We start from the raw sequence: 23,477 nt of genomic DNA, 5'->3' as shown, positions 1-23,477 counted from the left end.
AAATCCCTACGCAAACGTTTTCTTTTTCTGTTAGAATGCGCCCCGAACAGGATGACAGGGCGTAAAATCGTGGGACACATATGGTCTGGATTGATTACGCCATAATCGCGGTGATTGCTTTTTCTTCTCTGGTTAGCCTGATCCGCGGCTTTGTTCGTGAAGCATTATCGCTGGTGACATGGGGTTGTGCGTTCTTTGTCGCCAGTCATTACTACACTTACCTGTCAGCCTGGTTTACGGGCTTTGAAGACGAACTGGTTCGAAATGGGATTGCCATCGCGGTACTGTTTATCGCTACGCTTATCGTTGGCGCTATCGTGAACTTCGTGATAGGTCAGTTGGTGGAGAAAACGGGGTTGTCAGGCACCGATCGGGTGCTGGGCGTCTGTTTCGGTGCGTTGCGCGGCGTATTGATTGTTGCCGCTATTCTTTTCTTTCTCGACTCCTTTACCGGAGTGTCGAAAAGCGAAGACTGGAGCAAATCACAGCTGATCCCACAGTTCAGTTTTATCATCAGATGGTTTTTTGATTATCTGCAAAGCTCGTCAAGTTTCTTGCCCAGAGCGTAAGTGCTCTGAGATGTGGCTTAACGAGGAAAAAGACGTATGTGCGGTATTGTCGGTATCGCCGGTGTTATGCCGGTTAACCAGTCGATTTATGATGCCTTAACGGTGCTTCAGCATCGCGGTCAGGATGCCGCAGGCATCATCACCATTGATGCCAATAACTGCTTTCGTTTGCGTAAAGCGAACGGTCTGGTGAGCGATATATTTGAAGCTCGCCACATGCAGCGTTTGCAGGGCAATATGGGCATTGGTCATGTGCGTTACCCTACGGCTGGCAGCTCCAGCGCTTCTGAAGCGCAGCCGTTTTACGTTAACTCTCCGTATGGCATCACGCTTGCCCATAATGGCAATCTGACTAACGCTCACGAGTTGCGTAAAAAGTTGTTTGAAGAAAAACGCCGCCACATCAACACCACTTCTGACTCGGAAATTTTGCTTAATATCTTCGCCAGCGAACTGGATAACTTCCGCCACTATCCGCTGGAAGCCGATAACATTTTCGCCGCCATTGCCGCCACTAACCGTCTGATCCGTGGCGCATATGCCTGTGTGGCGATGATTATCGGCCACGGTATGGTTGCTTTCCGCGATCCTAACGGCATTCGTCCGCTGGTGTTGGGAAAACGCGATGTTGATGACAATCGCACAGAATATATGGTTGCCTCTGAAAGCGTTGCGCTCGATACCCTGGGCTTTGAGTTCCTGCGTGACGTCGCACCGGGCGAAGCGATTTACATCACTGAAGAAGGGCAGTTGTTTACCCGTCAGTGTGCCGACAATCCGGTCAGCAATCCGTGCCTGTTCGAGTATGTTTACTTTGCCCGCCCGGATTCGTTCATCGACAAAATTTCCGTTTATAGCGCCCGCGTTAATATGGGCACCAAGCTTGGCGAAAAAATTGCCCGTGAATGGGAAGATCTGGATATTGACGTGGTGATCCCGATTCCGGAAACCTCCTGCGATATCGCACTGGAAATCGCTCGCATTCTGGGTAAACCGTACCGCCAGGGCTTCGTGAAAAACCGCTACGTTGGCCGTACCTTTATCATGCCGGGCCAGCAACTGCGCCGTAAGTCTGTTCGTCGTAAACTGAACGCCAACCGCGCTGAGTTCCGCGATAAAAACGTTCTGCTGGTCGATGACTCCATCGTCCGCGGCACCACCTCTGAGCAGATTATCGAGATGGCGCGTGAAGCCGGAGCGAAGAAAGTGTATCTCGCCTCTGCCGCGCCGGAAATTCGTTTCCCGAACGTTTATGGTATTGATATGCCGAGCGCCACGGAACTGATCGCACACGGTCGTGAAGTGGATGAAATCCGCCAGATCATCGGTGCTGATGGGCTTATCTTCCAGGATCTAAACGATCTGATCGAAGCCGTTCGCGCTGAAAATCCGGATATTCAGCAGTTCGAATGCTCGGTGTTTAATGGCGTCTATGTCACCAAAGACGTTGATCAAGGCTACCTCGATTTCCTCGATACTTTACGTAATGACGACGCTAAAGCAGTGCAACGTCAGAACGAAGTTGAAAACCTGGAAATGCATAACGAAGGATAATACCTTCGTTCAGGGTGCCGGTCTGGCACCCTGACTTGCAACTCCCGCCGAAATCCTGCAAAGTCTGCCTGCAAGTCTGACAGGGCAATTATCTATGAAACGACTCATTGTAGGCATCAGCGGTGCCAGCGGCGCGATTTATGGCGTACGTTTATTACAGGTTCTGCGTGATGTCGCAGATGTTGAAACGCATCTGGTGATGAGCCAGGCAGCGCGCCAGACTTTATCCCTCGAAACGGATTTTTCCCTGCGCGAAGTTCAGGCATTAGCCGATGTCACCCATGATGCGCGCGATATTGCCGCCAGCATCTCTTCCGGGTCTTTCCAGACGTTGGGGATGGTGATTTTACCCTGTTCAATCAAAACCCTTTCCGGCATTGTCCATAGCTATACCGATGGTTTACTGACCCGAGCAGCAGATGTGGTACTGAAAGAGCGTCGCCCACTGGTGCTCTGCGTGCGTGAAACGCCGCTGCACTTAGGACACTTGCGTTTAATGACTCAGGCTGCGGAAATTGGTGCGGTAATTATGCCTCCCGTTCCGGCGTTTTATCATCGTCCGCAATCGCTTGATGATGTGATAAATCAAACGGTTAACCGTGTACTTGATCAGTTTACGATAACCCTTCCCGAAGATCTCTTTGCCCGCTGGCAGGGCGCATAACTTTGCTGTTGCCCTGTTTCGGGGCAATTTTGCAACCGTGATCAAATCCTCGACATTTTGTTCCTGCCATTGAATCGAAACGCTGCGATTCAACCGGCATACCTGCTATCTTCAACTTTAGGACAATAATGCAACGTCTTATTAACATATTTAACGTTATATGTTTGAGCTGTTGTCAAGATGGCATAAGACCTGCATGAACGAGCCTGCAAACACACAACACAATACACAACATAAAAAAGCCATTTCACTTGAGGGTTATGTATGAAGAAGTCGATTCTTGCTCTGTCTTTGTTAGTCGGTCTGTCCGCAGCAGCTTCCAGCTCTGCGGCACTGCCGGAGACGGTACGTATCGGAACGGATACCACCTATGCGCCGTTCTCATCGAAAGATGCCAAAGGTGACTTTGTTGGCTTTGATATCGATCTGGGTAACGAGATGTGCAAACGCATGCAGGTTAAATGTACCTGGGTTGCCAGTGACTTTGATGCGCTGATCCCGTCACTGAAAGCGAAAAAAATCGATGCCATTATTTCATCGCTCTCTATTACTGATAAACGTCAGCAGGAGATTGCCTTCTCCGACAAGCTGTATGCCGCGGATTCTCGTTTGATTGCAGCTAAAGGTTCACCGATCCAACCAACGCTGGATTCGCTGAAAGGTAAACATGTCGGTGTGCTGCAAGGCTCCACCCAGGAAGCGTACGCCAATGACAACTGGCGCAGTAAAGGCGTCGATGTGGTGGCCTATGCTAACCAGGATTTGGTCTATTCCGATCTGGATGCAGGTCGTCTGGATGCCGCTCTGCAGGATGAAGTCGCTGCCAGCGAAGGTTTCCTCAAGCAACCCGCCGGTAAAGAGTTCGCCTTTGCTGGTTCATCAGTGAAAGACAAAAAATACTTCGGTGATGGTACAGGTGTAGGGCTACGTAAAGATGATGCCGAACTGAAAGCCGCCTTTGATAAGGCGCTTGGCGAACTGCGTCAGGATGGCACTTACGACAAGATGGCAAAAAAGTATTTCGACTTTAATGTCTATGGTGGCTGATACGTCGCAGGGAAGTAGCGCCTGATGGGGAATCATCATGGTGCATTCCAGGTTTGTTGCACTATCGTGGTGCATTAAAATGCATACTTAAGCAATTTTAATGAAAAAAAATACGGCTAACTGGCCTGGATATTTTGCCTTGTTGGTCAATTTTATGGCACGATAACTGTAACAAACCTGTAAATATTCCCTATAAAAAGACTGTCAGTTGAGGACATTATGAAAAAACTGGTGCTATCGCTCTCTCTGGTTCTGGCCTTCTCCAGCGCAACCGCTGCGTTTGCTGCTATTCCGCAAAATATCCGTATCGGCACCGATCCAACCTATGCACCATTTGAATCAAAAAATTCACAAGGCGAACTGGTTGGCTTTGATATTGATCTGGCGAAGGAGTTGTGCAAACGCATCAATACGCAATGTACCTTTGTTGAGAATCCGCTGGATGCGTTAATTCCGTCATTAAAAGCGAAGAAGATTGACGCCATCATGTCATCACTTTCCATCACGGAAAAACGTCAGCAGGAAATTGCCTTCACCGACAAACTGTATGCTGCCGATTCTCGTCTGGTGGTGGCGAAAAATTCTGACATCCAGCCGACAGTAGAATCGCTGAAAGGCAAGCGGGTAGGGGTATTGCAGGGCACCACCCAGGAGACATTTGGTAACGAACACTGGGCTCCCAAAGGCATTGAAATCGTCTCTTATCAGGGGCAGGACAATATTTACTCAGACCTGACTGCCGGACGTATTGATGCCGCGTTCCAGGATGAAGTTGCCGCCAGTGAAGGTTTCCTCAAACAGCCAGTCGGTAAAGATTACAAATTCGGTGGTCCGTCTGTTAAAGATGAAAAACTGTTTGGCGTAGGCACCGGCATGGGGCTGCGTAAAGAAGATAACGAACTGCGCGAGGCACTGAACAAAGCCTTTGCTGAAATGCGCGCTGACGGTACTTACGAGAAATTAGCGAAAAAGTACTTCGATTTTGATGTTTATGGTGGCTAATCGCCATCGGTGAAAGAAAGCCCGCTCCCTTCGAGGCACCGGAGGGAGATAAGAGGCGGTAAATTCACCACACACAACAGGACAGGCAGCATGTTGTATGGGTTTTCAGGTGTAATTTTACAGGGGGCGCTCGTCACGCTGGAGCTGGCTATCAGCTCTGTAGTGCTCGCTGTAATTATCGGTCTTATTGGCGCTGGCGGTAAGCTTTCGCAAAATCGGTTATCGGGACTGATTTTCGAAGGCTATACCACGCTGATACGCGGTGTGCCGGATTTAGTGTTAATGCTGCTGATATTCTACGGTTTGCAGATCGCGCTAAACACGGTGACGGAGGCGATGGGCGTCGGACAGATTGATATCGACCCGATGGTCGCCGGTATTATAACCCTGGGGTTTATCTACGGCGCTTACTTCACCGAAACGTTCCGCGGCGCGTTTATGGCGGTGCCGAAAGGGCATATTGAGGCGGCAACAGCATTCGGCTTTACCCGTGGGCAAGTGTTTCGGCGGATTATGTTCCCGGCGATGATGCGTTACGCCCTACCGGGGATTGGCAACAACTGGCAGGTCATTCTTAAATCAACGGCTCTCGTTTCGTTACTCGGACTGGAAGATGTGGTGAAAGCCACTCAACTGGCAGGCAAAAGTACCTGGGAACCATTCTATTTCGCCATCGTCTGTGGCGTGATTTATCTGGTTTTTACCACCGTTTCCAATGGTGTGCTGCTGTTCCTTGAGCGCCGCTACTCCGTGGGTGTGAAGAGGGCCGACCTGTGATCGAAATCTTACATGAATACTGGAAACCGCTGCTGTGGACTGACGGTTATCGCTTTACCGGTGTGGCGATCACTCTCTGGTTGCTGATTCTGTCGGTGGTGATGGGGGGGATTCTGGCGCTGTTTCTGGCGATTGGGCGCGTCTCAAGTAATAAATACATTCAGTTTCCCATCTGGTTATTTACTTATATTTTTCGCGGTACGCCGCTGTATGTTCAGTTGCTGGTGTTCTATTCCGGCATGTACACGCTGGAGATTGTTAAAGGCACCGAGTTCCTTAACACCTTTTTCCGCAGTGGCCTGAACTGTACCGTGCTGGCATTGACGCTCAACACCTGTGCTTACACCACTGAGATTTTTGCCGGGGCGATCCGGTCGGTGCCGCATGGGGAAATTGAAGCTGCCAGAGCCTATGGTTTCTCAACCTTTAAAATGTATCGCTGCATTATTTTGCCGTCGGCACTGCGTATTGCATTACCGGCCTACAGCAACGAAGTGATTCTGATGCTGCACTCTACTGCGCTGGCGTTTACTGCCACGGTGCCGGATCTGCTGAAAATTGCCCGCGATATCAACGCCGCCACGTATCAACCTTTTACTGCCTTTGGCATTGCCGCGGTGCTCTATTTAATCATCTCTTATGTCCTGATCAGTCTCTTTCGCAAAGCGGAAAAACGCTGGTTGCAGCATGTGAAACCTTCTTCAACGCACTGAGAATACGATGTCCGAGAATAAATTAAACGTTATCGATTTGCACAAACGCTACGGCGAACACGAAGTGCTGAAAGGCGTTTCACTGCAAGCGAACGCCGGGGATGTGATCAGTATCATCGGATCGTCGGGATCGGGGAAAAGTACCTTTTTGCGCTGTATTAACTTCCTCGAAAAACCGAGCGAAGGCGCGATCGTGGTTAACGGGCAGAACATCAATCTGGTGCGCGATAAAGACGGCCAACTCAAAGTTGCCGATAAAAATCAGCTACGTTTACTGCGCACGCGCCTGACGATGGTGTTTCAGCACTTCAATCTCTGGAGCCATATGACGGTGCTGGAAAACGTCATGGAAGCGCCGATTCAGGTGTTGGGGCTGAGCAAGCAGGAAGCACGCGAGCGGGCAGTGAAATATCTGGCGAAAGTTGGCATAGACGAACGTGCGCAGGGGAAATACCCGGTGCATCTTTCCGGTGGTCAGCAACAGCGTGTTTCCATTGCACGGGCGCTGGCAATGGAACCGGAAGTTTTGCTGTTTGATGAACCTACCTCAGCGCTCGATCCAGAGCTGGTAGGCGAAGTTCTGCGCATTATGCAGCAACTGGCGGAAGAGGGGAAAACCATGGTGGTGGTGACTCATGAAATGGGCTTTGCTCGCCATGTCTCTACCCACGTCATTTTTCTCCATCAGGGGAAAATAGAAGAAGAGGGGACGCCGGAACAGTTATTTGGCAACCCGCAAAGCCCGCGTCTGCAACAGTTCCTTAAAGGATCACTGAAATAATTGCCTCTCCGGCGGCTAATGCTGCCGGAGTATTTTCAAGGCTAATTTGCGAGTTAGCTTCCATTGAAATGTATATATTTCAGCCCACTTAAAATACTTCTGAATTCGTTGTCCAAATATAAAAACTGCCTACTGCATTGGTTATAAAGGGTAGTTATTGTCTCGTCCTCTTAAATTTGATGGGTGACGGAACGCCATGACAATATTGACCACTTCCACGCCGCATGATGCAGTATTTAAATCCTTTTTACGCCATCCAGATACAGCACGAGATTTTATTGATATTCATCTTCCAGCACCGCTGCGCAATCTGTGTGATTTAACAACGTTAAAACTGGAACCAAACAGTTTTATTGATGAAAACCTGCGACAATATTACTCCGACGTCTTGTGGTCAGTGAAAACACAGGAGGGGATGGGGTATATTTATGTCGTCATTGAACACCAAAGTAAGGCGGAAGAATTAATGGCTTTTCGCATGATGCGTTATTCCATCGCGGCGATGCAAAACCATCTGGATGCGGGCTATAAAGAACTTCCTTTGGTGATCCCAATGCTGTTTTATCATGGTTGCAGAAGTCCTTATCCTTATTCTCTCTGCTGGCTTGATGAATTTGCAGAACCTGCGATTGCCCGCAAAATTTACTCATCGGCTTTTCCGTTGGTAGATATTACTGTAGTGCCGGATGACGAGATTATGCAACACCGTAAAATGGCATTGCTGGAGTTAATTCAGAAACATATTCGCCAGCGCGACTTATTGGGTTTAGTGGAGCAAATTGTTTCTCTTTTAGTTACAGGGAACACTAATGACAGGCAGCTACAAGCACTGTTTAATTACGTTTTACAAACGGGGGATGCCCAGCGTTTCCGTGCATTTATTGGTGAGATAGCGGAACGAGCACCACAAGAAAAGGAGAAACTGATGACTATTGCTGACAGATTACGTGAAGAGGGCGCAATGCAGGGTAAACGCGAAGAAGCTCTGCGTATTGCCCAGGAGATGCTGGAGAGAGGTTTAGACAGAGAGTTAGTTCTGATGGTAACCCGACTTTCGCCAGACGAGCTTCTGGCGCAAAGTCACTGATCCAGTAAACCCCGAGGCTACCTGGCGGATGTTCGCGGCAAAGCGTATCAGCGAACAACATCCGCCAGCGCTTCGTCTAAATCGTACCAGCGAAAAGCGAACCCCGCTTCTTCCAGCCTTTTTGGCAGCGCACGTTGTCCGCCCAATACCAGAACCGATGATTCCCCCATCAGCAAGCGAATGGCTGCGGCAGGGACGCGCATAATCGCCGGGCGATGCAGTGCATGGCCTAGCGCGTGGGCAAATTGTTCATTGTGTACCGGATATGGCGAAACCATATTAAATGGTCCCCGCAGATCGTTATCCAGCAGCCAGAGAATACCGTTAACCATATCATCAATATGAATCCAGGGCAGATACTGCCGACCGGAGCCAATCGGACCTCCCAGACCAAGGCGAAACGGTGGCAGCATTTTGCTGAGGATACCGCCATCTGGTGCCAGCACCACACCGGTTCGTAGCAGGCATACTCGTGTTTTGTCACTTTGTGCCCGACAAGCTATTTCTTCCCAGCGGGCACAGAGTTTATGGGTAAATTCGTTATGCGGCGGTTCTTCTTCGGTGACCACCACTTCACCTAAATCGCCATAATATCCCGCCGCCGAGCCTGAAATAAGCACTGACGGCGGCGAGTCACTGGCGTTAATCAAATCCACCAGTTTTTGCGTGATATTCCAGCGACTTTGACAGAGGAGATCTTTTTGCTCGTGAGTCCAGCGTTTATCAGCAATGGGTTCACCAGCCAGGTTGACCACCACATCCACGCCGTTGAGATTGCGTTGATCGGCAAGCCCTTGCCATAGTGTCACCTGAGGGCCGAGGACGGAGCTGGCTTTCTGCGGGGTACGCGTCACCACCGTGACCTGATGCCCCAACTCCAGCAAACGAGGGATTAAATGACGACCAATTAATCCCGTCCCTCCGGTGATCACTATATTCATGCAGCCTCCCGATATGGCGGTTAACGCTGCCAGCTCAAGGTCATTGATACCGAATCGGCGTAGCGCAGCGCGTGAAGTTTATCGATCTCCACTTCAGCATACGTCACCCAGTGATGTTCACGTGCGATATCGAGCACATCCTGAGTTAATTTTTCCAGCAAAGAGAAACGGTTATTCTCTACATGCTGAATGATGTTTTTAGTAATGGTGCGATAATTCAGCGCGTCGTTAATATCTTCGCTGGTGCGCGCTTTATCGGCGGGGTAGTGGATCGTAACGTTGATAACAATATCCTGACGGTTGTTAATCTCTTCGTCTTTAATTCCGATAAACGTACGTAAACGAAGGTTCTTTATACGAATAATAGCGGCAGGTTGTGCCATTGCAGGTTCTCCGTTGTTTTATTTAGGATTAAATAATACACGAGAACCCGGTTCTGTTAACTATTCGAAATCTCATCATTTACTTGCGCTTTTAGCAGCGCCTGCCCGGTAGCAGGACGCGAACGGATTCGCTCATACCAGTTTTTTACTGCCGGATACATCGCGAGGTCAATGCGCTGGCGAGCCCAGGCATTGACCCACGGCCAGCAGGCAATATCTGCAATGCTGTAGTTTTCTCCGCCCAACCAGGGGGAGTTTTCCAACCGCTTATTCAGTACGTGATAGAGACGTTGGGTTTCAACCTGATAACGTTCAATTGCGTAAGGAATGCTTTGTGGTGCAGCGTGGTTAAAATGATGATTTTGCCCGAGCATCGGCCCCAGGCCGCCAACCTGCCAGAATAACCACTGTAATGTGGCGGCGCGTTCACGTGGTTCATGGCTCAAAAAGAGTCCTGTTTTCTCTGCCAGATACAACAAAATAGCCCCCGACTCAAACATGCTTAATGGTTTGCCGCCGTCAATTGGGGAGTGATCGACAATTGCCGGAATTTTATTGTTCGGTGAAATGCGCAAAAACTCCGGGCGAAACTGACTGCCTTTACCGAGGTCAACTTTGATTAAGCGATAATCCAGCCTTGCCTCTTCGAGAAACAACGTGATTTTGTGACCATTCGGTGTGGGGGCGAAATAGAGATCGATCATCGCAGCTCCGGTTATCTAATAATCTGAACATCTCAAGTATAGAAACCGTGGCGACTTGTGTGAGTTTTCATCACGTAACGGTGACAAAAAGGCTCTATAGTTTGATAGCAAGCCCATTTATCGCTGAGGACATAATGAGTAAACCCGCTATCACGCTTTGGTCAGATGCCCATTTTTTCTCCCCTTATGTGTTATCCGCCTGGGTGGCGTTGCAGGAAAAAGGTCTGCCTTTTCATATGAAGACCATCGACCTCGACAGCGGTGAACATTTGCAGCCGACGTGGCAAGGTTATGGGCAGACACGGCGCGTGCCGTTGTTACAAATTGATGATTTTGAGTTGAGTGAATCCTCTGCCATTGCAGAATATCTGGAGGACTGTTTTGCGCCGCCGACCTGGGAGCGTATTTATCCGCTTGATTTACAACACCGGGCGCGGGCACGGCAGATTCAGGCCTGGCTACGCAGCGATCTGATGCCCATCCGCGAAGAACGTTCTACGGATGTCGTTTTTGCCGGTGCGAAGAAAGCGCCACTATCGGCAATGGGAAAAGCCAGCGCGGAGAAACTGTTCGCGATGGCAGAACATTTACTGGCGCATGGTCAGCCGAATCTGTTTGGCGAATGGTGTATTGCGGATACTGATTTAGCGTTAATGATTAATCGTCTGGTACTACATGGTGATGAGGTGTCGGAACGTCTGGTGGATTATGCGGCATTCCAGTGGCAGCGGGCTTCAGTTCAGCGTTTTATTGCACTTTCAGCAAAGCAATCTGGCTGATAGCAACGACAGAATCCAGTATCATAGCTTACGTTTTTTCGACGAGGAGTGAGTGATGAAACTGATGTTTGCATCGGACATTCATGGGTCGTTACCGGCGACGGAACGTGTTCTGGATTTATTTGCCCAAAGCGGTGCCCAGTGGTTGGTGATTCTCGGAGACGTGCTGAATCATGGCCCGCGAAACGCCCTGCCTGAAGGGTATGCGCCAGCCAAAGTAGCCGAACGGCTGAATGAGATGGCGCATAACATTATCGCCGTGCGCGGCAACTGCGACAGCGAAGTGGACCAAATGCTACTGCATTTCCCGATAACCGCGCCGTGGCAACAGGTGTTACTGGAAAAACAACGCCTGTTTTTGACGCATGGCCATCTGTTTGGCCCGGATAATCTGCCTGCTTTAAACCAGAACGACGTGCTGGTGTATGGTCATACCCATCTACCAGTAGCGGAAAAGCGGGGGGATATTTTCCACTTTAACCCCGGTTCGGTAAGCATTCCGAAAGGCGGCTATCCGGCGAGTTATGGCACGCTGGATGATGACGTACTAAGCGTAATCGCACTCAATGATCAAAGTATCATTGCGCAGGTCGCGATTAATCCGTAATTTACCCCACAACTCAAAATGCGCCGTAAGAGCGCCAGAAAAAGAAGGTTTCCTGATAATGGAACAGCGTCGTTTGGCAAGTACTGAATGGGTGGATATTGTCAATGAAGAGAACGAAGTCATTGCACAAGCCAGCCGGGAACAAATGCGGGCACAGTGTCTGCGCCATCGTGCAACTTACATCGTTGTACATGATGGTATGGGCAAAATTCTTGTGCAGCGTCGTACCGAGACAAAAGACTTTTTACCCGGCATGTTAGATGCGACCGCAGGTGGCGTGGTCCAGGCCGATGAACAACTGCTGGAATCCGCACGTCGCGAGGCGGAAGAAGAGTTGGGCATTGCCGGAGTCCCCTTTGCCGAGCACGGGCAGTTCTATTTCGAAGATAAAAATTGCCGTGTCTGGGGCGCGTTATTCAGTTGTGTCTCCCACGGTCCTTTCGCTCTCCAGGAAGATGAAGTCAGTGAGGTTTGCTGGCTGACGCCGGAAGAAATTACCGCACGTTGCGATGAGTTCACACCAGACTCGCTGAAAGCCCTGGCATTGTGGATGAAGCGCAATGCCAGGAATGAAGTAGAAACGAAAGAAGATCCAGAAGAGGCTTAATAAGTTTCAGCAGCTTTCACGTAAACACAAACTGGGAGCGATGAGTACCTGATCGCTCCAGTTACCTTCTCTAATTCGTTCCAGCAAAGCCTTTCCTGCCTCCAGACCAATTTTCCTGTGAGGAACGGCCATTGTTGTTAATGGTGGTTGGCAAACTTTACTAACGTCACTGTCACCAAATCCCACTACGGCGAGATCGTCTGGTACTTTGATGCGTCTTCGTTGACATTCATACAGAACACCGCAGGCCAACTCATCTGACACACATACCAGGGCATCCAGTTCCGGCCATGCGAGTAAAAATTCCGGTAATTGTGATGCTCCGGTGGAAAAAACCGGTGGCAGAGCAGCGTTAATAACACGGTTGGGAGACATATGATGGCGTAACATAGCTTTATACCATCCCTGTAAATGCTGCTGAAAGATCCACTGTTCCTGGTTGGCGCATAGCAAACCGATATTCTGATAACCACGTTGTACCAGCATATCCGTCAGTTCGAACATTGCTGCGACATTATCAATGCCAATGTTCATATCAATCGGATCGGTACGAATGGCACCGATTTCCATAACGGGAATCGAGGCATTTTTGAGCCAGTTACGCACGGTATTATTATGCTCAACACTGAGCAAAATCGCTGCGGCGATATTAGAAGCCAGCAGAGTTTCCAGCAGTTTTTCTTCTTGCTCCAGACGATGGCGTGACTCAGCCAGGATTATCTGATATCCCGCTGGTTGTAGTACATGTTGCAGCCCGGCAAACATTTCCGTGCATCCTGCTTCAGCCAGGTTTGGTACGACCATTGCAATCGTGTGCGAAGATGCCGATGCCAGCGCGCTTGCAGTGAGGTTGGGCATGTACCCTAATTCATTAACTGCGGCTTCAATCTTCTCCCGCAGTTTATCGGAAACTTGTTCGGGAGTGCGTAACGCTCTGGATACAGTCATTGTGCCAACTCCTGCGAGTTGCGCGACATCGGCGATAGTGACTTTACCAGTACTACGACGTTTTCGGGTTATTGCCATACAAAATCCTGCTCAGCGACTACATATGGAGATCTTTTTTTACTTATCATCAACGGCTTCCTGTTGGTAGCAGAGTATACCCCTTAATTTCTGGTAGAAGTTTGGATTTCATCAGTGAAATCCGTTTTGATAGCGCTATCACAAATATGAATGATACATACTGATAGCGCTATCTTTGTGAGATTGATCTCAGATATGCCGCCGTTGCTTGCTTAAAGTCTGCTCATTGACACGGAAAATGAGGAGGACAAGTGCTTAATACCTGGCTTTCTGATTCAACAATCGCATTACGAAAGAATGTCACAACCTGGCAGCAAGCATTAGATATTTGTGCCAGACCGTTACTGGAGGCGGAGATAATTACGACGGATTATCTCAGTGCGATAAAAACACAACATGAAAAACTGGGGCCTTATTATGTCCTGGCGCCTGGGCTGGCAATGCCCCATGCCCGACCAGAAGAAGGTGCAAAAGGATTGGGGTTATCATTATTAAAACTCGAAGAAGGTGTCAGTTTTAATGCAGAGGAATTTGATCCTGTAGATGTCATCATTTTACTTGCCGCACCAGATAAACACAGCCATATCGAAATGATATCTGCACTGGCTGAGTTATTCTCCAGTGAGAAGGATTTACAGGAATTGCATCAGGCTCGCAACCTGGAGGAAATAAAAACGATAATTTCACGATTCTAATTACATTCAAAATTCAGTCTTGTCACAACATTACGCCGTTGCGTGATGAGAACTTCTACAACTTAACATGGTGAATATAATGAAAATTATGGCTATTTGTGGCTCAGGGCTTGGTAGTAGTTTTATGGTCGAAATGAATATTAAAAAAGTTCTGAAAAAAATGGAGATAGAAGCGGAAGTGGAACATTCCGATCTCTCATCAGCAACGCCAGGGGCTGCCGATTTATTTGTGATGGCTAAAGATATTGCCGCCAGTGCCAGCGTACCGGAAAGTCAGTTGGTGGTTATCAACAACATCATTGATATTAATGAACTTGAAACGCAACTGCGTAACTGGTTCGCAAAACAATAACCTTAATTGAAGCGAGGTGGATATGTTTATCCTTGAAACGCTGAATTTTGTTGTTGATATACTCAAAGTACCCTCGGTACTGGTCGGCTTGATTGCCTTAATCGGTCTGGTTGCTCAGAAAAAAGCATTTTCAGATGTTGTTAAAGGCACAATTAAAACCATTCTCGGATTTATTGTTCTGGGCGGTGGTGCCACTGTTCTGGTTGGTTCTTTAAATCCGCTGGGTAGTATGTTTGAACATGCCTTTAATATTCAGGGTATCATTCCGAATAATGAGGCTATTGTTTCTATTGCGTTGGAAAAATATGGCGCGTCGACGGCGCTTATTATGGCATTTGGTATGGTAGCGAATATTATTGTTGCCCGCTTTACCCGCCTGAAATATATTTTTCTTACCGGACACCACACATTTTATATGGCCTGCATGATTGGTGTGATTCTGACAGTGGCTGGTTTTGAAGGTATATCACTGGTATTTACCGGTTCTCTTATTCTGGGATTAGTGATGGCGTTTTTCCCTGCGTTAGCACAACGTTACATGAGGCGTATTACCGGGAATGATGAAATCGCTTTTGGTCACTTTGGTACTTTGGGGTATGTACTCTCTGGCTGGATTGGCAGCATGTGCGGTAAAGGTTCGCGTTCCACCGAAGAGATGAATTTGCCCAAAAATCTGAGCTTCCTGCGCGATAGCTCCATCTCTATTTCCCTTACGATGATGGTGATTTATCTGATCATGGCGATCAGTGCGGGGCGCGAGTACGTTGAAAGCCAGTTTAGTGGCGGTCAAAACTACCTTGTCTACGCCATTATTATGGCCATCACCTTCGCCGCAGGCGTATTTATCATTCTGCAAGGTGTGCGTTTAATCCTTGCTGAAATTGTTCCGGCATTTACCGGATTTTCAGAAAAGCTGGTGCCGAATGCGCGTCCCGCCCTCGATTGTCCGGTTGTGTATCCGTATGCGCCAAATGCAGTGTTAGTTGGCTTCTTATTTAGCTTTCTTGGTGGTTTGGTGGGGCTATTTTTGTTGGGACAGATGAAACTGGTGCTGATTCTTCCTGGTGTCGTTCCTCACTTCTTCACCGGAGCAACTGCGGGTGTATTTGGTAATGCTACGGGTGGGCGTCGCGGCGCGATGATTGGTGCTTTTGCGAATGGTTTATTGATTACCTTCCTGCCAGTGCTGTTATTGCCAGTTCTGGGGGCGATAGGCTTTGCAAATACGACCTTTTCCGATGCGGATTTTGGTGCTGTCGGCATCGTTCTCGGGAACCTGGCGCGTTATCTCTCGCCTTTTGCCATAACCGGACTTGTAGTAGCGCTATTTGTGCTGCTGGTTGCCTGGAACATTTTCGCCAATAACAAACTCGCTGCCAAAGTGCAGGAGAAGAGCGGAGCCAAATCATGAATGTTAAAGAAGTGACACAACTTGCACGGGATATTCGTATCCAGACGCTTAAATCATTAACTCATCTTGGCTTTGGTCATTATGGTGGCAGCATGTCTGTTGTGGAAACGCTGGCAGTTCTTTATGGCGCGGTGATGAAAATTGATCCTGCTGATCCCGACTGGCCTGATCGTGACTATTTTGTATTGTCAAAAGGGCATGCCGGACCTGCGCTCTACAGTACTCTGGCGCTGAAAGGTTATTTTCCACTGGAAGAATTAAGCACCTTAAATCAGAACGGAACTCGCTTACCAAGTCATCCGGATCGGCTAAAAACGCGTGGTGTTGATGCCACTACAGGATCGCTGGGGCAGGGGATATCCATTGCAGGAGGGATGGCGCTGTCGCATAAACTGGCGGGGCGCAAGAATCGGGTTTTTTGTATTGTTGGCGATGGTGAACTTAACGAAGGCCAATGTTGGGAAGCCTTCCAGTTTATTGCTCATCATCGTTTGAATAATCTCACTGTGTTTGTGGACTGGAACAAACAGCAGCTTGATGGCGAACTGGATGAAATTATTAATCCATTTGATTTAGAAGGAAAATTTCGCGCTTTCGGTTTTGATGTCGTGACAGTGAAGGGCGATGATATTGAGGGGTTGTTGAATGTAGTTAAACCTGTTCTACCAGCCGAGGCCAGACCGAGAGTAGTCATTCTCGATAGTATCAAAGGGCAGGGGGTAGCGTGTCTTGAGCAACTCAGTAATTCTCATCATTTACGCCTCACGGAAGAAATGAAGGAGACGCTAAACGAAACAATTCGCCAACTGGAGGCCATGCATGATTAAGCTCGCACCGGCAGGACAAAAAGACAGCATCGAGATGCGCAAAATTTATGCAGGCTTTATTGCGCAACAGATTGAAAACGGTAATTCTGTCATTGCCCTTGAGGCTGATTTAATGAGTTCCATGGCAATGGACAGCGTGGCGCGGGATTATCCACAGTACGTCATTAATTGCGGCATTATGGAAGCTAATGTTATCGGCACCGCTGCAGGGCTGGCCTTAACCGGGCGCAAGCCATTCGTGCATACCTTTACCGCATTTGCCAGTCGTCGCTGTTTTGATCAGCTCTTTATGTCGCTTGATTACCAGCGTGCTAATGTCAAAGTGATTGCTTCTGATGCGGGTGTTACCGCTTGCCACAATGGCGGGACACATATGTCATTTGAAGATATGGGAATTGTGCGTGGGCTGGCGCATTCGGTGGTGATGGAGATGACCGATGCGGTGATGTTTAGTGATATTTTACGCCAGCTTGTAGAGCTTGATGGGTTTTACTGGGTTCGTACGATCCGTAAGCAAGCGACAAGTATTTATTCTCCTGGGACAACCTTCTCTATTGGTAAAGGCAATGTACTGCGTGAAGGTACTGACATCACGCTGATTGCTAATGGCATTATGGTGGCTGAAGCCCTGGAGGCCGCACGTCAACTGGAACAGAGCGGTGTAAGTGCGGCAGTAATTGATATGTTTACTCTTAAACCTGTTGACCGAATGTTGATTAAAAATTATGCCGAGAAAACGGGGCGTATTGTGACCTGTGAAAACCATAGTATTCACAATGGGCTAGGGTCAGCCGTTGCCGAGGTATTAGTCGAAAGTTGCCCAATACCAATGCGTCGCGTGGGCGTGAAGGAGCGTTATGGTCAGGTTGGAACTCAGGACTTTTTACAGAGAGAGTACGGGTTAACCGCGCATGATATTGTGGCGGCAGCCAGAGAGCTATTGTAATCAGTTCCCCTTGCCAGAGACTGGCAAGGGGATTATTGACTTAATGGTAACCCATTAACTGAGCGCCTATCACCACGACGCTGGACATAATAAACAGCAGTCCAAGCAGTGTTGCACCCACTTTCAGCCAGTTACGGAAATCTACCCGGCAAACACCGAGCGTCGCCATTAACGAAGCCGAGGTCGGGTAAATGATATGGCTGAAGCCATCGCCAAACTGGAACGCCAGCACGGTAACCTGACGGTTAACGCCAACCAGATCGCCAAGCGGTGCCAGTAACGGCATGGTTAACGCTGCCTGACCAGAACCGGATGTCACAAAGAAATTGAATACCGCCTGGAAGAGCAGCATAAACCAGGCCGCGACCGCGTTATCCAGGCCGCTAATGGCATTGGCAATGCTATTGAGAATAGTATTCAGCACGCTGGCATCACCCGCTTCGCCATTGCCAACCAGCAGTAAAATCCCTTTGGCAAAACCGACCAGCAGTGCAGGAGCAATCATCATTCTAGCCCCTTCGGTAAATGACGAGGCCATGGTGTTAACGGTCATACCGTTAAGGCGGAAGGCAACGCCGATGATGCCAATCACCAGACCCATAGTGAAGAACTGGCTGGCAATCTCTGGAATAAACCAGGCGTTAACGATCACGCCCCAAATCACCCAGATCATGACGGCGGTCAGGACAATCAATACCAGCCAGTCACCGAAAGTGAACGGCCGCTGTTCAACATCAGCTTGTTTTTCGCGGAAGAAGCGATCGGAATCATGCACGCGTGACAACAAAGGATTCTTTTTCACCCGTGAGGCGTACACCATGGTAAAGATGAGGCCAATCAGAGTGGCGATAACCCACACCACAATGCGCAACCCGGAGCCGGAAAGGACAGGAACGCCAGCAATCCCCTGGGCGACAACCACGCAGAACGGGTTCATCCACGAGCTGGCAAAACCGATTTGCGTTGCGATGTAGGTTACCAGGACGGTGGTAATACTGTCGTAACCCAGGCGTACCATTAGTGGGGCAATGATGATGGCAAAGGCGACGGCCTCTTCCCCCATGCCAAATACCGCACCGCCGAGTGAAAAGAGAATAAACAGTGCCGGAATGAAAAGAATTTCATTCCCTCGAGTGTGGCGGATAAGCGCGAGAATCCCGTTATCAATGGTTCCTGTGCGCATCACGATACCAAACGCGCCGCCAATCACCAGCATAAACATGATGATGCCAACGGCTGTCCCATATTTCGAGCCAGAGGTTAGCCCTTCAAACGGGAAGTTCATCAAACCGGGGCGTTCATCTCCCGTCGTGAACAGTTGTACTCGGTGATACTCGGGTTCGCCTGCCTCGTTGGTCAGAATGCGAAATGAGTGAGGATCTACAACTTTGCGAGTCTTCGTCTGACCATCAACCTGATATTGCACTTCCTGACTGTCAAACATTCCCACCGGAACAACCCAGGTGGCGAGACTGGTTAAAATAGCAACAAAAAAGATAATCACCAACGTATCGGGCATTGCCCATCTTCTGGTTGGTTTGGATTCAGTTATTGCGGACATAGCGCAAATTTTCCCTTGCACAAGACAAAGTGGTAAGTATGCAAAGTGAGATGGCGCAATTCATTGATGCAGCGCAGTTAAGCAAGATAATCAGAAAGGAGTAATGCAAATTAAGAGAATAAAAAACCGGAAATAGTGACTATTTCCGGTTCAGATATCCGCAGCGCATGGCTGCGGATAATGACGAGATTACTGCTGCTGTGCAGACTGAATCGCGGTCAGTGCGATGGTATAGACGATATCGTCAACCAGTGCGCCACGGGACAGGTCGTTAACCGGCTTGCGCATACCCTGCAGCATCGGCCCGATGGAGATCAGGTCGGCAGAACGCTGTACCGCTTTGTAAGTGGTGTTACCGGTGTTCAGATCCGGGAAGATGAACACGGTAGCGCGACCTGCAACCGGAGAGTTCGGCGCTTTAGATTTCGCAACGTCAGCCATTACCGCAGCGTCGTACTGCAGAGGACCGTCGATCATCAGGTCAGGACGTTTTTCCTGAGCCAGACGAGTTGCTTCGCGAACTTTCTCTACGTCACTACCTGCACCAGAAGTACCGGTGGAGTAGGAGAGCATAGCCACGCGCGGTTCGATACCGAAAGCAGCGGCGGAATCAGCAGACTGAATTGCGATTTCAGCCAGTTGTTCTGCGGTCGGATCCGGGTTGATCGCGCAGTCACCGTAAACGTAAACCTGCTCCGGCAGCAGCATGAAGAACACGGAAGATACCAGAGAGCTGCCCGGTGCAGTTTTGATCAACTGCAGCGGCGGACGGATGGTGTTTGCGGTGGTGTGAACAGCACCGGAAACCAGACCATCAACTTCATCCTGTTCCAGCATCAGCGTGCCGAGAACCACGTTGTCTTCCAACTGTTCGCGTGCAACAGTTTCGGTCATGCCTTTGTTCTTACGCAGTTCGACCAGACGAGCAACATAGTTTTCGCGAACCACTTCTGGATCAACGATTTCAATGCCTGCGCCCAGTTCTACGCCCTGAGACGCTGCAACGCGGTTGATCTCTGCCGGGTTACCCAGCAGTACGCACGTTGCGATACCACGTTCGGCACAGATAGCGGCTGCTTTAACGGTACGCGGTTCGTCGCCTTCCGGCAGAACGATACGTTTGCCTGCTTTGCGTGCCAGTTCGGTCAGTTGATAACGGAACGCTGGCGGAGACAGACGACGGCTGCGTTCGGAAGTTGCAGTCAGGGAATCGATCCAGTCAGCGTTGATGTAGTTAGCAACGTATTCCTGAACTTTCTCGATGCGCTCGTGATCGTCAACCGGAACTTCCAGGTTGAAGCTTTGCAGGCTCAGAGAGGTTTGCCAGGTGTTGGTGTTCACCATGAATACCGGCAGGCCGGTAGCGAAAGCACGTTCGCACAGTTTAGAAATGCGCGCGTCCATTTCATAGCCGCCAGTCAGCAGCAGAGCACCGATTTCTACGCCGTTCATTGCAGCCAGACAAGCGGCAACCAGTACGTCAGGACGGTCTGCGGAAGTCACCAGCAGAGAGCCGGCACGGAAGTGCTCCAGCATGTGCGGAATGCTGCGTGCGCAGAAAGTCACAGATTTCACGCGGCGAGTGTTGATGTCGCCTTCGTTGATGATGGTGGCGTTCAGGTGGCGTGCCATATCGATCGCACGAGTTGCGATCAGATCAAAGCTCCACGGCACAGCGCCGAGAACCGGCAGCGGGCTGGAGTCTTGCAGCTTCGCCGGATCAACATTGTTGACTTTCGCTTTGGAAGAGTCATCGAAAATCTCAGACAGATCCGGGCGAGTACGACCCTGCTCATCAACCGGAGCATTCAGTTTGTTAACGATAACGCCAGTGATATTGGTGTTTTTTGCACCGCCGAAGCTGTTGCGAGTCAGTTCGATACGCTCTTTCAACTGCTCCGGGGTATCAGTGCCCTGAGACATAACGAAGACGATTTCCGCGTTCAGCGTTTTGGCGATTTCGTAGTTCAGAGACTGGGCAAACTGGTGCTTACGTGTCGGGACCAGACCTTCAACCAGAACCACTTCGGCATCTTTGGTGTTGGCGTGGTAGTTCGCGACGATCTCTTCCATCAGCACATCTTTCTTATTGCTGGAAAGCAGACCTTCAACGTAACTCATTTTCAGCGGTTCAGCGGCTGTCGTGGTGGAAGAACTCGCACGCACGATAGTCGTTGTCTGATCGGGCGCATCGCCACCGGTACGCGGCTGAGCGATAGGTTTAAAAACGCTCAGACGAACGCCTTTGCGTTCCATTGCACGGATCACGCCAAGACTGACGCTGGTCAGACCGACGCTGGTTCCGGTAGGGATCAGCATAATAATACGGGACACGGTTTATCCTCTTTCGTTACCGCCAGTTTGGCGGGTTACAAAACAGCACCGCCAGCAGGGCTGGCGGTGTGGAATCAGGCGGTCAGGCGGCAGGCGTCTTGCGCGATAACCAGCTCTTCGTTGGTCGGGATCACAACAGCAGGGCGGGTGCCTTCTTTGTTGATGAAACCAGATTTGCCGAAACGTGCAGCCAGGTTGCGTTCATGATCAACCTCAAAGCCCAGCACGCCCAGTTTGCCCAGAGACAGTTCACGAACCATCGCGGCATTTTCACCGATACCACCGGTGAATACAACTGCGTCCAGACGACCATCCATCAGCGCAGTGTATGCACCGATGTACTTCGCCAGGCGATGGCAGTAAACGTCCATTGCGCGCTTCGCGTCTTCTTTCGTCGCGTAGTTGTCTTCAACATAGCGGCAATCGCTGGTCACTTCGGTCAGACCTAGCAGGCCAGACTCTTTGGTCAGCATTTTGTTGATTGCGTCAACGCTCATGCCGAGGGTGTCGTGCAGGTGGAAGATGATAGCCGGGTCGATATCGCCAGAGCGAGTACCCATTACCAGACCTTCCAGCGGGGTCAGACCCATAGAGGTGTCAACGCATTTGCCGTTGCGGATAGCAGAAACGGAACCACCGTTGCCCAGGTGGCAGGTGATGATGTTCAGCTCTTCTACCGGTTTGTTCAGCATTTTCGCCGCTTCCTGGGTTACATAGAAGTGGCTGGTGCCGTGTGCGCCGTAACGACGAATGCCGTGCTCTTTGTACAGGTTGTACGGCAGGGCGTAGAGGTAAGACTCTTCCGGCATAGTCTGGTGGAACGCGGTGTCGAACACAGCAACGTTTTTGTCTTTCAGTTGCGGGAAAGATTTCAGTGCTTCTTCGATACCAATCAGGTGAGCCGGGTTGTGCAGCGGTGCAAAAGAAGCTGCATCTTTGATACCCTGAATAACAGACTCATCGATCACTACGGAGCTGGTATACTTCTCGCCGCCGTGTACGATACGGTGACCGATAGCAGTCAGTTGCGCAGAAAGTTCTGGTTTTTGTGCCAGAATAGTATTAACGATAAAGTTGAGCGCTTCGCTGTGAGCGGCGCCTGCACCTAGAGCCGCTTCTTGTTTATTGCCGTCCATTTTCCATTTGATGCGTGCTTCGGGCAGGTGAAAACATTCGGCTAAACCAGAAAGGTACTCTTCACCATTTACTGCATCGATGATTGCAAATTTCAGTGAAGAACTACCGCAGTTCAGAACCAGTACTAACTTACTCGACATGGAAGTACCTATAATTGATACGTGGCTAAAAAAACGTCAGGGAGCCATAGAGCGTAGCGCATGATGACGCTGACATTTATGATTAACATCATGCACTGCAAATTTTTTTTGCATGATGGAATAAATATCTTGAGTCTATGCCATTTTGCGTAATTTTCAGCCAATGGCATAATGTATATGAATTTGACGACTCAATGAATATGTACTACTTAGGCCTTCAGGCCGCTAAAGGATACCTGATAGTGGGTATGGAAGACAAAATGTTTTGAACGTTGTCCCGCTGAGTTGTGAATTTGCACAAATTTTTGAATATTTATATGTGAAGTTGAGGTGAAGCATGTCAACGCCGGATAATCGTTCTGTTAATTTTTTTAGTTTGTTCCGCCGGGGACAGCACTACTCAAAGACGTGGCCGCTGGAAAAACGCCTTGCCCCGGTGTTTGTTGAAAATCGCGTTATTAAGATGACGCGTTATGCGATCCGCTTTATGCCGCCGATCGCCGTATTTACTCTCTGCTGGCAGATTGCGCTGGGCGGTCAGCTTGGTCCGGCAGTTGCTACAGCATTGTTCGCTCTGAGTTTACCGATGCAGGGATTGTGGTGGTTGGGCAAGCGTTCCGTTACGCCATTACCGCCAGCGATCCTGAGTTGGTTTTATGAAGTTCGCGGTAAATTGCAGGAAGCCGGGCAAGCGTTAGCACCGGTAGAAGGCAAGCCTGACTATCAGGCATTAGCTGACACGCTTAAGCGCGCCTTCAAACAACTGGATAAAACTTTCCTTGATGATTTGTAATTGATCCCTGATTACGCATATAAAAGAAGGCAGACATCGG

At 49.5% G+C, this 23,477-nt stretch carries 25 protein-coding genes; 18 read left to right on the top strand and 7 right to left on the bottom strand.

Annotation, left to right across the window (positions count from 1 at the left end; translation table 11 throughout):
* Positions 1–80 precede the first annotated feature (80 nt).
* The 9 genes from cvpA to rpnB all read left to right on the top strand — a co-directional run bounded on the left by cvpA (position 81) and on the right by rpnB (position 8,194).
* Complete coding sequence (cvpA, locus tag A9587_RS00845) at positions 81–569, top strand: colicin V production protein (RefSeq protein ID WP_000262105.1); 489 nt, start codon at positions 81–83, stop codon at positions 567–569.
* A 36-nt stretch (positions 570–605) separates the two neighbouring features.
* Entirely contained in the window at positions 606–2,123 is a 1,518-nt protein-coding gene (purF, locus tag A9587_RS00840; RefSeq protein ID WP_000334207.1) for an amidophosphoribosyltransferase, read from the top strand.
* Positions 2,124–2,217: 94 nt separating this feature from the next.
* Positions 2,218–2,787, top strand: a complete 570-nt coding sequence (gene ubiX, locus A9587_RS00835; protein ID WP_000825693.1) for a flavin prenyltransferase UbiX — start codon at positions 2,218–2,220, stop codon at positions 2,785–2,787.
* Positions 2,788–3,051: 264 nt separating this feature from the next.
* Entirely contained in the window at positions 3,052–3,834 is a 783-nt protein-coding gene (gene argT, locus A9587_RS00830; protein ID WP_000748242.1) for a lysine/arginine/ornithine ABC transporter substrate-binding protein ArgT, read from the top strand.
* Between the two features lie 219 nt (positions 3,835–4,053).
* A complete protein-coding gene (gene hisJ / locus A9587_RS00825; protein ID WP_000737621.1) occupies positions 4,054–4,836 on the top strand; it encodes a histidine ABC transporter substrate-binding protein HisJ in 783 nt (260 codons plus the stop codon).
* A gap of 90 nt (positions 4,837–4,926) precedes the next feature.
* Positions 4,927–5,613: a histidine ABC transporter permease HisQ gene (gene hisQ, locus A9587_RS00820; RefSeq protein ID WP_000965518.1), complete on the top strand. Its 687-nt coding sequence runs from the start codon at positions 4,927–4,929 to the stop codon at positions 5,611–5,613.
* Positions 5,610–6,326, top strand: coding sequence for an ABC transporter permease (locus A9587_RS00815; protein ID WP_105263448.1), 717 nt, complete (start codon positions 5,610–5,612; stop codon positions 6,324–6,326). Before hisQ ends, A9587_RS00815 begins: the two co-directional genes overlap by 4 nt.
* A 7-nt stretch (positions 6,327–6,333) precedes the next feature.
* Complete coding sequence (hisP, locus tag A9587_RS00810) at positions 6,334–7,107, top strand: histidine ABC transporter ATP-binding protein HisP (RefSeq protein WP_001293593.1); 774 nt, start codon at positions 6,334–6,336, stop codon at positions 7,105–7,107.
* Between the two features lie 196 nt (positions 7,108–7,303).
* Positions 7,304–8,194 (top strand): recombination-promoting nuclease RpnB, encoded by an 891-nt coding sequence (gene rpnB, locus A9587_RS00805; RefSeq protein ID WP_105263447.1) that lies wholly within the window; start codon positions 7,304–7,306, stop codon positions 8,192–8,194.
* Positions 8,195–8,241: 47 nt separating this feature from the next.
* On the opposite strand, the gene A9587_RS00800 is transcribed toward rpnB, so the two are convergent.
* From A9587_RS00800 to yfcG, 3 genes are read right to left on the bottom strand one after another with little or no spacing between them, the layout of a single operon-like run.
* Entirely contained in the window at positions 8,242–9,135 is an 894-nt protein-coding gene (locus tag A9587_RS00800; protein WP_001516790.1) for a TIGR01777 family oxidoreductase, read from the bottom strand.
* Positions 9,136–9,155: 20 nt separating this feature from the next.
* Positions 9,156–9,518 carry a dihydroneopterin triphosphate 2'-epimerase gene (folX, locus tag A9587_RS00795; RefSeq protein WP_016249014.1) on the bottom strand — a complete coding sequence of 121 codons (363 nt, stop codon included), beginning with the start codon at positions 9,516–9,518 and terminating at the stop codon, positions 9,156–9,158.
* A 56-nt stretch (positions 9,519–9,574) separates the two neighbouring features.
* Positions 9,575–10,222, bottom strand: a complete 648-nt coding sequence (gene yfcG, locus A9587_RS00790; protein WP_000566507.1) for a GSH-dependent disulfide bond oxidoreductase — start codon at positions 10,220–10,222, stop codon at positions 9,575–9,577.
* A 134-nt stretch (positions 10,223–10,356) separates the two neighbouring features.
* On the opposite strand from yfcG, the gene yfcF reads away from it, so the two are divergent.
* Genes yfcF through yfcD form a run of 3 tightly spaced genes read left to right on the top strand, consistent with a single transcriptional unit; the run spans position 10,357 to position 12,215 of the window.
* Complete coding sequence (gene yfcF, locus A9587_RS00785) at positions 10,357–11,001, top strand: glutathione transferase (protein WP_000042426.1); 645 nt, start codon at positions 10,357–10,359, stop codon at positions 10,999–11,001.
* 55 nt (positions 11,002–11,056) lie between these two features.
* Positions 11,057–11,608, top strand: a complete 552-nt coding sequence (gene yfcE, locus A9587_RS00780) for a phosphodiesterase (RefSeq protein ID WP_001516787.1) — start codon at positions 11,057–11,059, stop codon at positions 11,606–11,608.
* A 58-nt stretch (positions 11,609–11,666) separates the two neighbouring features.
* Entirely contained in the window at positions 11,667–12,215 is a 549-nt protein-coding gene (yfcD, locus tag A9587_RS00775) for an NUDIX hydrolase YfcD (protein WP_000437936.1), read from the top strand.
* A gap of 6 nt (positions 12,216–12,221) precedes the next feature.
* On the opposite strand, the gene A9587_RS00770 is transcribed toward yfcD, so the two are convergent.
* Entirely contained in the window at positions 12,222–13,241 is a 1,020-nt protein-coding gene (locus A9587_RS00770) for a LacI family DNA-binding transcriptional regulator (protein WP_001516786.1), read from the bottom strand.
* A gap of 251 nt (positions 13,242–13,492) precedes the next feature.
* Between A9587_RS00770 and A9587_RS00765 the strand changes: the two genes are divergently transcribed.
* The 5 genes from A9587_RS00765 (at position 13,493) to A9587_RS00745 (ending at position 17,472) form a co-directional block, all read left to right on the top strand.
* Positions 13,493–13,936, top strand: a complete 444-nt coding sequence (locus A9587_RS00765) for a PTS sugar transporter subunit IIA (RefSeq protein ID WP_000935564.1) — start codon at positions 13,493–13,495, stop codon at positions 13,934–13,936.
* Positions 13,937–14,015: 79 nt separating this feature from the next.
* Positions 14,016–14,288, top strand: a complete 273-nt coding sequence (locus A9587_RS00760; protein WP_000699821.1) for a PTS sugar transporter subunit IIB — start codon at positions 14,016–14,018, stop codon at positions 14,286–14,288.
* Between the two features lie 22 nt (positions 14,289–14,310).
* The gene (locus A9587_RS00755) at positions 14,311–15,699 is read left to right on the top strand and encodes a PTS ascorbate transporter subunit IIC (protein ID WP_001516785.1); all 1,389 of its coding nucleotides are present in this window, start codon (positions 14,311–14,313) and stop codon (positions 15,697–15,699) included.
* On the top strand, positions 15,696–16,526 hold the full coding sequence (locus A9587_RS00750; RefSeq protein WP_038354604.1) for a transketolase: 831 nt from the start codon (positions 15,696–15,698) through the stop codon (positions 16,524–16,526). The genes A9587_RS00755 and A9587_RS00750 overlap by 4 nt, the downstream gene beginning before the upstream one ends.
* Entirely contained in the window at positions 16,519–17,472 is a 954-nt protein-coding gene (locus tag A9587_RS00745; protein ID WP_000593041.1) for a transketolase family protein, read from the top strand. The genes A9587_RS00750 and A9587_RS00745 overlap by 8 nt, the downstream gene beginning before the upstream one ends.
* Positions 17,473–17,512: 40 nt before the next feature.
* On the opposite strand, the gene yfcC is transcribed toward A9587_RS00745, so the two are convergent.
* From yfcC to ackA, 3 genes are all read right to left on the bottom strand, one after another.
* The gene (gene yfcC / locus A9587_RS00740) at positions 17,513–19,033 is read right to left on the bottom strand and encodes a putative basic amino acid antiporter YfcC (RefSeq protein ID WP_032141354.1); all 1,521 of its coding nucleotides are present in this window, start codon (positions 19,031–19,033) and stop codon (positions 17,513–17,515) included.
* A 189-nt stretch (positions 19,034–19,222) separates the two neighbouring features.
* Positions 19,223–21,367, bottom strand: a complete 2,145-nt coding sequence (gene pta / locus A9587_RS00735; RefSeq protein ID WP_000086737.1) for a phosphate acetyltransferase — start codon at positions 21,365–21,367, stop codon at positions 19,223–19,225.
* Positions 21,368–21,441: 74 nt separating this feature from the next.
* Positions 21,442–22,644, bottom strand: a complete 1,203-nt coding sequence (ackA, locus tag A9587_RS00730) for an acetate kinase (protein WP_000095712.1) — start codon at positions 22,642–22,644, stop codon at positions 21,442–21,444.
* A 337-nt stretch (positions 22,645–22,981) separates the two neighbouring features.
* Between ackA and yfbV the strand changes: the two genes are divergently transcribed.
* Positions 22,982–23,437: a terminus macrodomain insulation protein YfbV gene (gene yfbV, locus A9587_RS00725; RefSeq protein ID WP_000106629.1), complete on the top strand. Its 456-nt coding sequence runs from the start codon at positions 22,982–22,984 to the stop codon at positions 23,435–23,437.
* The last annotated feature ends 40 nt before the right edge of the window (positions 23,438–23,477 follow it).

The sequence above is a fragment of the Escherichia sp. MOD1-EC6162 genome (assembly GCF_002965125.1).
GTDB classification, from domain to species: Bacteria; Pseudomonadota; Gammaproteobacteria; order Enterobacterales; family Enterobacteriaceae; genus Escherichia; species Escherichia marmotae.
This window is presented reverse-complemented; position numbering and strand designations above follow the sequence as displayed.